This window comes from Herpetosiphon sp. NSE202, assembly GCF_042688385.1.
GTDB lineage: Bacteria > Chloroflexota > Chloroflexia > Chloroflexales > Herpetosiphonaceae > Herpetosiphon.
The window spans coordinates 81,954-95,966 of sequence record NZ_JBHUPY010000010.1; the positions used below are offsets into that span (position 1 = coordinate 81,954).

Here is a 14,013-nt window from a genome sequence, read left to right on the forward strand (position 1 = left end):
GGTTTGGCATGATTGGGGGTGAAAACAGGTGCTCCCCCTCGCCCGCGTTTTCGTGGGAGAGGGGGCTGGGGGGTGAGGGAATGTTTGAACCAATCGCTCAAACCTGCCCTTGTTGGGAGCGCGGGCCGGGGTGAGGGAACGCTCAATCATTTAGCGTTTAACATTGACATTGGGTAGATACAGTTCGTAATCAATGTCGAAACGCCCGCCATAGGTTTCGACCCCAACGTTGCCGGCCTCGTCTTCAACCTGAATCATCAGTTGCAGTGGTTGGGCGGCGGTCGTTGGTAGGCTGGCTGAAATTTGCCAACGCTCGGTCGTGCCAACTTGGAAGGTATTCATGCTGATACTTTGCCAAGCGCCAGTGCTGGTTTTGACCAACATCTCAGCTTCAATTTCATTGCCTGGGCCGTCGTCATCGCGCTCGATCACCATTGCGCGAATCTTGCCATCGCTGCTGCGTTGAGTATCGCGCACAATCGGTTCGAAGCTATCGTTGAGCAAATCGGCATCAGCACCATCACTCAAATATTTAAGCCGCAAGGTGATTGTGTTGAATTGGCGTAATTCGCCGCCGTTGGCCGTGCCTTTAAATTGGGTTGGCGTCAATAAAAGCTGCGAGAAACGCCGATCTTGGTTGAAGGGGCCATTATCTTCGAGATTATCGCTCTCGAAGACACTATAACTAAATGGCTGGTCGGGATACCAGCGATCAGCAAAATCGAAGCTTGGCTCGTGGGTCAGATAAATTTCATCGGTAATTAAACGGGTAACAAGCGGATTAAAGGTCGCGGTGGTTGCGGTAGTGCCGCCAAGCAGCTGAATACCTTGCAAACGTTGCTCGCCAAAGCTATCGGCCAACGAAAGTGGAATATTAAAGTTGGGCAATGATGGCAAACCTGCCGCATTGACCATGGTGCGATTGAATGTGCGACCTGTGAGCAAGCCTTCACTATCATTGACCACCGTAGCTTGGGCCGCAATGATCTTGCCACGGCTGGTATTTTGGGCGGTTGTATAGCTAATGCTGAAGCTAAGATCGCGATCAATTGTATCGTCGGTGACAGTTGCCCGCTGCGCCACGTTTGGCGGACAGGTCAAACAGCCGTGATCTTGGCGATCGTTGGGTGGGAAGGGAATTGGAGATTGCACCTTAACTAAGATCATCGGCATGCCATATAAGGTTGATTGCAGCAGCACTTTTTCATCATAGACGCTGAATGTGCCAGGCGTGCCTTCGCGCAAATAGGCTCGTTTGGCCCGCACTAAACCATAGCCAACCGGGATTCCTTCGTAAACCCCAGATGGTTTTTTCCATTCGCGACCCATTTCAAGGGTAAATTGGGCCATGAGTTTTTCGCTATAGCCCACCAAATCGCTATCGCCATAGCCAAAACCAGTGTTACCAACCCAGATTCCATGCTGTTTGATGTAGGCTTGGGGGAAGTCGATTGCTGCGCCACTGCCGCTCACCACATCACTATCGACGACGCTAAAGCCTGAGTGACAACCAACGCTATAGCCTAAACGCCGAATTTGATAGGCACTTTCAAGCGTTGCATAGGGGTGATTGTAGAGAATCGAGGCGCTCACAACATCGCTCGAACTGGCAAAATTGGTCGGAATTGCCTGATAGTGGGTAAAGTGGGCATTGATCGATTGCGCTGGATACGGTGACTTGGAAAGATTATTATCAATATTTGGCAGCCATGTTTGCAGCAGATCATTGGCATTCCAGCTATCGTTAATTAAGCCAATTGGCCGCAGCCCAGTCAACATATTCAAGGTACTTGAAACCGTCTTGGCTTGGTCAGTCAAGAAATCGTAGCCTGTTACCAAACTGCTACCTTGAGAACTTAAATAAATTGTACTATTCTCCTCAAAGGTAGAATACATATTCAGTTTTTTCAAATACATATGAATCGAAGCTGGGCTTTCGACCAAACGCCCAACGCTCAATTCAGGAACCCACAGCTGGCGGCCACGATAGGGAATTGGCTTGATCGCGCCATAAATATTGTCGGTCAGAATGGTTTTGTATTTAAGGCTGCTGGCGGTAAAACTATTGGGGTCGATCTTTGAGCTAGCCAAATAATCGCTTTCATTGGCAATCACGGTTTCGTCGGGCACGCGATAGAAGGGCACAACCGCATCGCCGCCCACAATCGTGATATAGCGCAACATCGGGCAGCGCCGTGCATATTGAGTAATCAGATGATGCACACCCTCAGCCAGTCGATTGGCGTAGAATGGATTTGTGCGATGTGCATTCCACTGGGTCGCGGCATCGCTAAACGCGTTGCTCGGCTGAATCCACGGAATATTGGCCAAATCGATCACCAAACCATTGGTATTCGGATCATTGATATTATCGGAAAAGCCAAGCAATTCGTCATTAATACTGGTGTTGTAGGGCGCAAACGTTTGGTGAATATCAAGATAGTCGCTATGGGTGATGTACAACGCGCGCTTACAAGCTGGCGGCTCATTTTGCACAATATTAAACGGAATCGGCGCAGGCTTGGTTAAGCTTGGGTCGAAGGCGGCTTCGATCGAAAGTTTGTAATCGCCTGATTGATCTTCGTCAAGCGGATAGACTAAAACATAATAAAAGCCAGGTGTCCAAACAAAGCTGTTGATGCTCGCATCGGAATAGCCATTTGCCCCAATCGCGTTCAGGTTGCCGATTGCATTCAGGTTGCCGATTGCATTCAGATTGCCGATTGCATTCAGATTGCCAATCGCGTTTATATTGCCAATCGCATTCAGATTACCGATTGCATTCAGGTTGCCGATTGCATTCAGATTGCCAAGTGAAACATGGCCAGTTTGGGTAATCGGCTGGCCCAAATCATAAAAGAGCGCCATCTGATAATCGCCAAACGTATCAGTTAGGCTCATTGCCAAGGTTGTGGCTGGCTGAATAGTAATTTTATACCAATCAAGATCGCTGCCAGTGCTCAAATCGCCAGCAACATCGCAGACACTAATACTTGGCCATAAACAATCATCAGATAGATCGTGGGCGTTTTGCCAAACGTCGTTCCATTCAACTTCGGGCACTGGCACCGGCAGCAGGGCTGGCTTGGCCAAACTATTCGATGTAGGCTGCTGGGCCAATAAACTTAGGAGCAAAACAACGACTCCTATTAAACGGACGTAACGGAAACGGCGCATAAACCCTCCATTGCGAAAATCTGGGCTAAGCCTTGGTTAATCGAGCCAGTTGATCCTGATATTGAGCCATGCGGTGCGGATCGGTGGTTTTGGTCAAGCGGATCAATTGCTCCAAACAGCGTTCAATATCTGCTTGGTTATCGCATTCTAACAATAGGCTAAGGGCTTGTTCGGCTGCATTTAAGGCTGGAGCATAATGGTCTAAGGCCAGCAAAATCTTACTTTGGGTCAATTGGGCCATCCCTTCATCGGCTTTGGCCGAATGTTGGCGCGCCTGCTCCAGTGCAAAATCACAATAATCTAAGGCTTTGGCATAGTTTTGACGGCTGTAAAACAATTCAGCATAAATCCGATACAACTCAGGCAAAAATGAATCAACGTGAATTTGATCGAAAATCGCGCGGCTGCGATCGAGCATAGCTTCAGCATTAGTGATTTGGCCTTGCGCAAACAGCGTATTGCCCATATTCATGTGGGTCACAGCGGCTCCAAGTTTGGAGTTGAGCTTGTTCCAAAGCCCAAGGCTTTGGTTGAAAGTCTCTAAGGCTTGGGCATATTGCTGGGTTTTGCGATAGAGTTCACCAAGGTTGAGGCTCACCAGCGCTTGGCCATAGCTATCGTTGATCGTCTTTTTGATGTTGAACGCAGCTTGATAGAGCGCGATCGATTGATCCCATTGTTCAAGATCGCTAAAGTTGATTGCGGCGTTGTTGTAGGCATCGGCCAAGCGCGAAATATCGTTGACGGTTTGATAAAGCTCGATTGATTTGGCGAGCGCGCCAACTGCTTGCTCGCGTGAGCCAAGCACACGGTAGGTTCCGCCGATCAGCAAATAGGCCCGCGCTTGCTCCGCTTGCAAGCCTAGCTCTTCGGCCAACGCCAAGGACTGCTCGGCCCAAGCAATTGTTTCGTGGTAGCGGCCTTGGCGTTGATGCAGGCCTGCACCAAGCAACAGCGCCCGCACACGCTCAACCGATTGCTGCTCGCCCAACAAAGCGAGTGCTTGTTGCAGCTGCTCAAAGGCTAACTCGTATTCGCCTTGGCGCTCGTAAATTGTGGTGATATGGCGCAAAATGCGGGCTTCGCGGCTGTGGCTGTAGACGCTACTTTGGTGCAATTGGGTTTGCGCTTGAGCCAAAATTGGCAACGCTTCAGCATAATCACCTGCTTGCAACAGCACATAGCCCAAGCGCTCGGTTAATTCTTGCGCTAATGCATGCTCAGGTTTGCCCAAGTTGGGCAGCAACTCCAACGCATCGCGATAGTGGGCGCAAGCTTCTGCATTAAAATAGCGTTTTTGGGCGGTAATGCCAGCTTCGCGATAATAGCGCACAGCTTCGTGCCAATCCTCGGCGCGGGCATAGTGGCGCGCCAAAATCGGCAACACATCAAGCAAATTTTGGCGATAGACTTCTTGAATGCGCGCCGCCACCCGCCGATGCAATTCACGCCGCCGCGCATACAAAATGCCTTCGTAGGCCACATCGCGGGTTAGCGTATGTTTGAACAAATAGGCCAAATCGGCAGCAATATGGTCGGGCAACACCACATCGGCGTTGGTTAGGCGATCCATTTGGTTGACCAAATCGTCGTCATTGGTGATGCCGCGCAGAATTGTCAATTCAAAGCGCCGCCCAACCACCGAGGCAACTTGCACAGTTTCGCGAATCCGTGCATCAAGCCGATCAAGCCGCGCGGTAATTACGCCTTCGATGGTGGTTGGCAGGCTATCAAGCTCGCCGCGCAAATCCCAGCCGTCGCTGGTTTCGACGATTACGCCTTGCTGAATTAGGCTGCGCATCATTTCTTCGATAAAAAACGGATTGCCCTGAGGATTGAAAAAGCGTTCGTCGCTGCGTCGCCAGCGTTCGAGCAAAGCCGCAGGCAATGGCGCGTTGCCAATAATTGCACTCGCCAAGGCTTCGCTTTCGGGCATGCTCAATTCGCTCAACTCAAGCGTAATCGTCTGCTCAGGCCAATTCATGGCGCTCAGGCCTTTGGTGCGCGAGCCAACCAACAAGGCAATTGGCGCTTGATCAGCATGGTTGGCTAAACGTTCGAGCAACTGGCGCGATGAGGCATCGATCCAGTGGGCATCATCCCATAAAATTACCAGCGGCGTAGCATTGGCGCTAGCGCCAATTAAGGCCACCACCAACTCAATCGTTTGATCGTGGCGTTGCTCAGGCGCGAGGGCTTGGGTTAATTCATTTTCAGCCAAGCTAACATGCAAAATATCGCTCAGCAAAGGCAAAAATCGCTCAAGATCGGGCGCAAGTTTGCTCACTCGTTGGCTGATAATCTGAATCAAACGCTCGCTGGTCAAGCTGCTATTTAAGCGCAGCACTTGGCGTAGCATCTCGCTGGCCGAAGCAAATGGCGTGGTTTGCTCATACAATTGGCATTCGATTGTAATCGGCATAAATTCGGGTACGTTCAGGTTTGGGTCGAACGAAGCCAACGATAAACGGCTGAGCAATTCTTCGAGCAAGCGTGATTTGCCAATCCCAGCCTCGCCAAAGATATTGATAATTTGGCCTTGGCCTTGCAAGGCTTGCATACTAATCGCGGCTAATTGATCAAGCTCCTGCACCCGACCAACCAAATCGGCGCGCATTGTTTCGCGGCGCACATTGTAGGCGCGATCAACGCGGGCAGGCTCGATTGGCTCGCTTTTGCCTTTGAGCGGCAGGGCTGGCAGAGTTTCGTAGGCAAAGGCATGGCTGGTAAGCCGCTTGACCGCAGGGCTAGCCAACACCTCGCCATAACGGCAAACGCTCATCAAACGCACAGCAGTATTGACCGGATCGCCCATAACAGTGTATTCACGGCGGGTTTCGCTGCCCACAATTCCAGCAAAGACGTGGCCTTGGTTGATGCCAATTTGTTGGTCAAGCAAGGGCAAACGCATATCGTGCTGTTGAATCAAAGCATTAATTTCGTTCATGGCCGATTGCATATCGAGGCCAGCTCGCACCGCTAGCTCGGTATCATTTTCGTTGGCTACTGGCGCACCAAAAATTGCCAACAATTTATCGCCATCGGCAGCCATATCGAGCTTGTTAACCACGCCGCCGTAGTGATTGACGATCTGTTGCATGCGCTGGTAGTAATGGTTCAGCAACAGCGTGGCGCTGGCAGCATCGCATAATTCCACAATCGTGCTAAATGGCGCAATATGGGCAAAAACAATCGTTACCAAGCGAATTTCGCCACTTTTGCTGGCGGCGTTGCTGAGCAATTGCTCTTCGCTCATGCGCTGGGGCAAGAGGCCTTGCAGGCCGTGATAGATCGTCGCGAGGGCTTGCACCCGCGCCAAAGTAACTGACTGATCAAGCGCCGTAACATTGGATTCTGCTTGATAGGGCGGATGTTCAAGCGTGGTTGTGAGGGCCGTAAATGGCGTATTGGGTTCAGCGGGCAAGTCAAGCAAGCGCATTGTATCTTTGGAGCAGACCACCTCGCCAGGCCGCGCCAGCTCTTGCGCACGGGCAACTAAGTTGACCGCAATCCCAGTCAGCATCAACTCGGCATGCTGCTGATCGCCAAGCAAAGCGGCAAAGGCCTCGCCGCTATGCACGCCAATCCGCAACGTAAGGTTAAATTGCTCAGCTCGAATTTGAATCTTGCCCAAACTGGCCATTGAGCTTTGCATTGCTTGGGCTGCGTGAGCTGCATACAGGGCGTGCTGCGCACCAAGTTTGGTTTGATCAAAAAAAGCCGTAACTGCATCGCCACCAAATTTGATTAACGCCCCGCCATGAGCCTCAATATCGGCCACCAGCTGATCAAACAAGCGATTGATAATGCTCGTCACCTGTTCTGCGCCCTCTTTGCCCAAGCGGGTCAGGCTTTCGGAAAGCGCCGTAAAGCCCGAAAGATCGGCAAAGAGCAACGAGCCAGTCCAATGTTCGCCATAGGGAATCGTCAGCGAGCCTTGTTTCAAGCGCTGCACAATTGGGTCGGGCACATAGCGCTGCAATTGCTGAATCCGATGGTCAAGCTGATGATACAAAGCATCAAGCTGTGGTTGGGTAAGCGAAACCTCGGCCTGTTGAACTTGGTGCAACAATGAGGCAAATTCTGACGAAGAAGGCGAAATCGACATGGTTTAAACCTTCGCAAAGTAGCAAGCATCAATCACGATACCCTGCATTATAGAAGCTTCTGGCAACAAAACAACGGTCTAGCAGCAGGAATTTCTGAGCAGCGTGGTATATTAATCCAGATTGATTTGGCTAGCTGAATGGACGATCTGTGAGCGAAATTCCCCAAATTGCGGTGGTTATTCCGGCCTTGAATGGCGAAATTAGCGCCTTGCGAGCTTCGCTGGCCCGCCAAACGTGGCAGCCAAGCCAAATCGAGGTTGCAGTTGGAGTGCGGCCCAACGGCAAAGCCCGCAATATAGCAACCGTGCGCAGCAACGCGCCCTACGTGGTGTTTATTGATGATGATGCAGTGCTGGCCAATGACGATGCGCTTGAGCAATTGGTCAAGCCGTTGCTCAGCGACCAAACGATTGGCGTGACTGGTGCAGCCAAGCTCTTGCCACCAGATGCTTCGGCGTTTCAGCGTTGGGTCGCCCGCGAAGTGCCCAGAATTGAGCATGCCGTCGTGCAAACGCCGCTGGAGAGCAATCCCGATCCGCCTTCGTTTTATTGCGAGCTAACCACAACCTGTTGTGCAATGCGCCGCACGGTCTACGATGAAGTTGGCGGCTTCAACAACGAGTTAATTCGCGGTGTGGATACCGAATTTTTTACGCGAGTGCGGCGGGCTGGCTATCGCTTTATTTTGGTGCCACATACATGGACGTGGCATCCGGCTCCGGCCAACCTGTGGGCTTTGTTGCGCAAACATTGGTTATATGGGCTGGGCCATGCCCAAGAGGTGCGGCGTGATCCGGCGCGGGGGCGGGGGCGGGTGCTCAAAACGCCGTTGCATGCGCTGGCCTATTGGTTGCTGCGCACGCTGATTTTGCCAATTAATATCTTCTTGCCCTACTCGTTTGCAGCGCCATCGTGGCGGCCAAGCTTCAAGCCGTTGAAGGCATTAACCAGCTATGTCGGGGCCTTAGGCTATATTTGGGGATGGTATCGGGCATGAAGCAAGCAACGATTGCGCTTGATTTACGGGTGTTGGATGATCATTTTCCTGGGATTGGGCGCTTTACCTATGATCTGACCTTGGCGTTGTTGCAAACGCCAATTGCCAAGCAACTGCATTTGGTGTTGCCGCACCAACCCCAAACCCAGTTTGATCTTACGCCGATTTTGCGGCATGCGGCAATTTCGCGGGTGCAGCATGGCTTGTTTGGTTTGGGCCAACATGGCGAGTGGCGCAGCTTGCTGCGTGAAATAAATGCAGAGCTGGCGATTTTTCCCTATTATATTCGCCCGTTGTTTCAGCCTTGCCCCAGCATCACGTTCATTTACGATACGATTTCGTGGCGCGTGCCAGCAAGTTTTAGCCGCAGCAAGCGTTGGCAAATCGCCGCCTTGCATCATGTGGCAATTCAGCAATCAGCAGCGATTGGCACGATTTCGCATTCAGCAGCTAGCGATATTGCCCAATTTTATAGCGTTAATCCCCAGCGTTTGGCCTATTTGGGCGTGGGCATTTCCGAGCAATTTCAGCCTCAGCCAGCAGCAACCATTGCGGCGCTGCGCGCCAAATATGGCTTACCAGAGCGCTATATCGTCTATGTTGCTTCCGACAAACCGCATAAGCAAATCGATTTTTTGTTGCAAGCATGGCAAGCTGCCCAAACTGGCGAGGTTGGTTTGGTGCTTGGCGGGCGTTGGAGCAACCCAGCCAGCGAGCAATTGCTGGCGAATCCCAGCTTGCATGGGCGAGTTTGGCGGATTGCCGATGTGCCAGAGGCTGATTTAGCAACGTTGTATAGCGGTGCGTTGGCCTTGGCCTTTCCGTCGTTATATGAAGGCTTTGGCTTGCCTGCGCTCGAAGCGATTGCCTGTGGCACGCCAGTGTTGGCCCAAAACAGCTCATCGTTGCCTGAAGCGGTTGGGACGGCAGGCTGTTTATTGCCAAACGAGCAAGCGGCGTGGGTCGCAGCCTTGGAGCGCATCTGCCATGATGGTGCATGGCGACGCGATTTGGCGGCTCAAGCCAACGCTCAAGCCGCCAAATTTAGCTGGGCACAGGTTGCCCAACGCTTGGTGAAGCTGTTAGATGCTCTCTAACTCGGAGATACCTGCATTTTCGGTGCTGCGGCGCACAATTCGCCAGCCACCATGGCGTTGCAAATAGCGCAGCGTCATCCAAATAAAGGCGCGATGGGCAACCACGACCGCGCGCGTGCTTGGCGACCATTGCTCAAGCATCGTATTCCAAGCTTTGATCACGCGGCGCTGCGCCACCCACCACGTTTCGCCCCACAGCGGGCGATGCGGAATCAGCTGCGAAAGATAGCCACGAATATACATTGTGCGCAACAGCCGCACACGCTCGCGGCGCAGCAAAAATGGCACAATCGCGCTAATTTCGTGCAACTCGTTGATCGTCTGAATTGGCAGCCCAACCCGTGCCGCGATAATTTGGGCCGTATCGAAGGCCCGAATATAGGGGCTACTATACAAACGGGTGGGATTGAATGCGGCTATTTCTTCTGCGACATTTGCCGCCTGCTCGCGACCCAAGGCAGTTAATGGTGAATGCTGGGCATGCTCCAATAACTGCCGAAAATCTTCTAGCCCAATTAAGCGTTTTAAATCAGCGGCATTTTCTTCCGATTGACCATGGCGCACCAGATAGACCCGCATGGTTCCCCCACAGGCTAAGCAACTATTCGCCAGTCGTTAATGGCGTGTATTGTTTATACATGAATGGGTCGGGAAATGCTAGTACATGAATATTGGGATCGATCATGCGCACGGTGCTACTATTGGTTGGATAGCCATCAAAATTAAAGACATTCAAGCCGCTGGCAAACTCGCTCATGCCAACCGAAGTCATGGTTTTGTCGTCGCCTTGGCCGCCGACCATGCGGAACAAGGTCAAATCGCTGGTGCGGGTGCTGCCCAAAAGCACATTGGTGTTGGCCCGCAAACGAGTGCGCACTTGTGGCTCGCCATTTTGTTGGCCAACCGTCACATTGCCCACCACAATTCCACGAGTAAACCCAGATGTAGTCAGAAGACAATTGGCCCACGAGCTAAATTCACCATTGCTGAAGAAGCTGCTTGAATCGTTCATGCTAGTACAGGTGCGGAAGTTGCTGCCACTAGGGAAGGCCAAAACCACCAAACTTGAGCGCGAAAGATAGGCTTGATCGCTACCGCTGCCATTGCCGAGGAAATTGATTGTATGGTTGCCAGCGGTCAAATTGAAGGTTGCAGCAATTGAGGTTGAAATATCGTTGCCATCAATTTGCTCATTGTTTGGCTCTAAACTATCAACATCAACATAGCGATCGGTGCGTACATCGCCGGTTGTCGCTTCGTTAACGCCCAAGCGAAATTGTAAGGCCACCTCGTTGCCAGGAATTGGCAAGGCCGAGCCATCGGCGCTGACAAAGACGGTGCTATTGCTTGGCAAATTGAAACTACAGGCCCGAACTACACTGAATGCAGCCGTTGCCCGCCAAACCCCAAGCCCAGTGTCGGTGGCGCAAACTTGAATATTGGCCGAGTTGGTGGGAAAGGCCAAAACCGTTAATTGAGCATTATTCAAGGTGAGTGGGCCATAGCCAACAAAGCCGCCAACCAAACTCAGCGTATGCACGCCAGCGCTGGCAGTAAACACGGTGGTGCTAGCAAAAATGCTGGTTTCGCCAGTGTTGAGTTGGCCCAGCGCATAGACATTGCCCCAACGATTGCTACTTTCGCGCAACACACCATCGAGAGTTAGGCCAATGCGGCCTTCGTAGGTGTTGGTTACGGCGTTGGTTTGCATGCTGAAACTGCCGGTTGCCATCACAAAAATCATGGCCGCTTCGGGCACATAAATTTCACAATTGAGGGCTGGAGTATCATCGCGGACACTGCTTTGCCAATTTTCGGCGCTTGCAGCACAGGGAACGAGCCATTCGCTGCCACCTTGCGGGGCTTGGCTGCGCAAGGGTTCGCGATTGCTGAGGCTTGGTTCGGGCCTAATTTTTGGTGAGAGCGGTTGTTGCGCTTGGCTCGGCTGCACTGCCGTAGCCAACAACAAGGCCAACAAACCAAAAAGTCCTAGTGTACGAACCTGTAGCAAATGATGCACATGTTCCTCCCTTCCAAAAAAGCTAACACTGGCATCACATTGTCGATTGACCGATCAGCGCAAGGATGGTAAAGCGCACAATTTTACCAGCGCAGCAGGCCAGCAAAAATTTATACACTGGCATGCGGGCGATCCCTGCGGCTATGCCTGCAAAATCCATCAGTGGATTGGGGAGGGCTGCTAGGCCAAAAATGGCGAGTGCTCCCCATCGTTCAACGTAGCCTTGAATGCGGATAAAGCGTTGTTGATCAAAAACGCTGCGACCTGCACGCCCAGCAATATAGCCTGTCACTTCCCCGATGCCTGCCCCCAACCCGCTGATAACTCCTACTAACCAGGGATTGAGGGTGCGCCCAGCGGCCAAGGCGGTCATAAAGGCTGGCGCGGGCACAACCACGGTCGCATTGCCCAACAAGACCAGCACAAAAACTCCCAGATAGCCATATTGGCCAAAATGGCGAAAATCGACCAGCAACAAGCCAATGCTGATGGCGATCATCAATCCAATTGTTAAGCTGGCGCGCAAACGGCTTGGTCGGGGCGATGTTGGTGTTGTCATTGGCTGGCTCTTTCAATTCTAGCATTCATTACGCCGATTAAGCATAGTACTATCCATTGATCAACTGCTAGTTCTTAGGTGTATTGGGCGATTTGGTTTGGCTGCTCTCAGCCCAGCCCTGTACCTTTCAATGGTAGGTTTTAAGATTCCCTCACCCCAACCCCTCTCCCATCGACTGGGCGAGGGGCTTCACCCCATGGTTCTTGGGCAATTCTTGGTAAACACTGGTTGGCTCCCCCTCGCCCGCGTTCAGTGGGCGAGGGGGCTGGGGGGTGAGGGAATCTTAACCATGGCGTATTCTTTCACAGTTGTTAAAAACCTACCCTTGTAAGTAGCCATGTGTACAGTCCATTGAAAAAAAATAACGTGTGGAGCGTTTGCTTGCAGGATGTAGACCTTTAGGACGATGACACACACTTTAAAATTTATTAACCAAGCCCTATAACGGCTTGATTATACGAGTGAATTGGTGGAATGGAGCAGGATAGGTTTGGCAAATGCTGTATTTGGAGGTTTGGATGGTTCGTTTAATGCGTTGGTTTGGCATCGTGTTGGCAGGGCTTTTGATCAGTAGTTTATATGCCCAACCGCTGGAGCGTGGGCCAATTTATGCTGGCCAAGAATTGGATTATCAGCCGTCGATTATGCGGCTTGGCAACTCGAATCAGCTTGTAATTGTGTTTGAGCGTTTGAATCCGACTAATCTCAGCGGCGATTTATTGCTGAGCAGCTCAAATGATAATGGCGCAACGTGGAGCACTCCGCAACCAATCATCGCCACCAATAGCAATGAGCGCCACCCAGCCTTGGTACAACATGGCGCACAAGCTTATAGTCTTTTTTATCTTTCGAATGCAACTGGCGGCTTTCGCATTCATCGGGCAACCTCCAGTGATGGCTTAACCTGGGCAGCCCAAGGCCCGCTTGAGCTTGGCTGGGCCAGCACTGGCGAGATCAATCCAACCGTGATTGTGGCCGACGGCAAGCTGACCATGACCTATCAACGGCTGGGCAGCCCTTCAACAATCCACATTGCGCAATCAAGCGATAACGGAGCAACTTGGGATACCCAACGCACCCAAATTGCCCAAGGCCAATTGCCGCGCTTAGCATGGCGCGCCGAAGATAACCAATATGTTGTGGCATATCAAACTGGCAATACCATGCTCAAAATGTATAGCAAAACCTCAAGCGATGTTTACAGCTGGGGCAACCAAGCGCATCCGCTATCAATCGATGCTAATAGCCACGATGCCATGCCGCTTGTGCTCGAAGATGGTACATTTTTCGTGAGTTATGTCAAAGCGAACGATGCGAATGGCTTTGATGTGATGTATCGCACCAGCAGCGATGGCCAAACGTGGTCGCCTGAAGTGGCAGTAACCAACGAGCATGCTGGCGATGTCGAGCCACATGGCTTGCTAACTGAGCAGGCAGGTCGATTGCTCTTGGCATGGGGCCGACCCGTCAGCAGCAGCGATTATAATATTTGGCTCGAACGCGATTTGGTTATTCCCGCGGATCTGAGCAATGCCCAACTCAGCGTTGATCAAACCAATTTCGACCCCGGCACAGAACTCAACTACACGCTGCAATTTACCAACACCGGCCTTGCACCAAACACTGGTCAACTTACGATAACCCTGCCAACGGTTTGCTGCCCTGATCTTGCAGGCCAAAATGCCAGTCATGGAACCCTGAGCTATGATTCACAAACCCACCAATATATGTGGAGTTACATCTTACCAGTTGGTGAGCCAATAAGCATCAATTTGAGGCTTAAAGTTGCAGATCTCGGCATGGCACCTGGTACCGTGCTAACCACCAGCGCCATCATTCAAACCAACGATCAACGATGGCCCTTGAGCGTGAGCAGCATCGCCAATGGCGAACAGCGCATCTATCTACCATTCGTTGGGCACTAACTACGCTGTCGCGGATGGCTATTGGCTGAAGGCTATTGGCTAGTTGAAGTAACAACAGGATCATTCCCTCACCCCAACCCCTCTCCCGTGGCGCGAGCGAGGGGCGTTCATTCTGTGGTTCTTGCCTCA

At 51.8% G+C, this 14,013-nt stretch carries 8 protein-coding genes; 3 read left to right on the forward strand and 5 right to left on the reverse strand.

The genetic code is table 11. The features are described from left to right. Positions 1 to 150 precede the first annotated feature (150 nt). Both ACFMKP_RS12560 and ACFMKP_RS12565 read right to left on the reverse strand, forming a co-directional pair. A complete protein-coding gene (locus ACFMKP_RS12560) occupies positions 151 to 3,177 on the reverse strand; it encodes a hypothetical protein (protein WP_382292304.1) in 3,027 nt (1,008 codons plus the stop codon). Positions 3,178 to 3,202: 25 nt separating this feature from the next. After that, positions 3,203 to 7,285, reverse strand: a complete 4,083-nt coding sequence (locus ACFMKP_RS12565; protein ID WP_382292306.1) for an adenylate/guanylate cyclase domain-containing protein — start codon at positions 7,283 to 7,285, stop codon at positions 3,203 to 3,205. A gap of 149 nt (positions 7,286 to 7,434) precedes the next feature. Between ACFMKP_RS12565 and ACFMKP_RS12570 the strand changes: the two genes are divergently transcribed. Both ACFMKP_RS12570 and ACFMKP_RS12575 read left to right on the forward strand, forming a co-directional pair. Next, the gene (locus ACFMKP_RS12570; RefSeq protein WP_382292308.1) at positions 7,435 to 8,283 is read left to right on the forward strand and encodes a glycosyltransferase; all 849 of its coding nucleotides are present in this window, start codon (positions 7,435 to 7,437) and stop codon (positions 8,281 to 8,283) included. Next, complete coding sequence (locus tag ACFMKP_RS12575) at positions 8,280 to 9,380, forward strand: glycosyltransferase family 4 protein (RefSeq protein ID WP_382292310.1); 1,101 nt, start codon at positions 8,280 to 8,282, stop codon at positions 9,378 to 9,380. Before ACFMKP_RS12570 ends, ACFMKP_RS12575 begins: the two co-directional genes overlap by 4 nt. Here ACFMKP_RS12575 and ACFMKP_RS12580 read toward each other — a convergent pair. From ACFMKP_RS12580 to ACFMKP_RS12590, 3 genes are read right to left on the reverse strand one after another with little or no spacing between them, the layout of a single operon-like run. After that, positions 9,366 to 9,959, reverse strand: a complete 594-nt coding sequence (locus ACFMKP_RS12580; RefSeq protein WP_382292312.1) for a histidine phosphatase family protein — start codon at positions 9,957 to 9,959, stop codon at positions 9,366 to 9,368. The two genes, ACFMKP_RS12575 and ACFMKP_RS12580, sit on opposite strands and share 15 nt — an antisense overlap. A 22-nt stretch (positions 9,960 to 9,981) precedes the next feature. After that, entirely contained in the window at positions 9,982 to 11,400 is a 1,419-nt protein-coding gene (locus ACFMKP_RS12585; RefSeq protein ID WP_382292314.1) for a hypothetical protein, read from the reverse strand. A 34-nt stretch (positions 11,401 to 11,434) separates the two neighbouring features. After that, positions 11,435 to 11,959 carry a VTT domain-containing protein gene (locus tag ACFMKP_RS12590; protein WP_382292316.1) on the reverse strand — a complete coding sequence of 175 codons (525 nt, stop codon included), beginning with the start codon at positions 11,957 to 11,959 and terminating at the stop codon, positions 11,435 to 11,437. Between the two features lie 518 nt (positions 11,960 to 12,477). On the opposite strand from ACFMKP_RS12590, the gene ACFMKP_RS12595 reads away from it, so the two are divergent. Then, positions 12,478 to 13,884, forward strand: a complete 1,407-nt coding sequence (locus tag ACFMKP_RS12595) for a hypothetical protein (protein ID WP_382292318.1) — start codon at positions 12,478 to 12,480, stop codon at positions 13,882 to 13,884. Positions 13,885 to 14,013 lie beyond the last annotated feature (129 nt).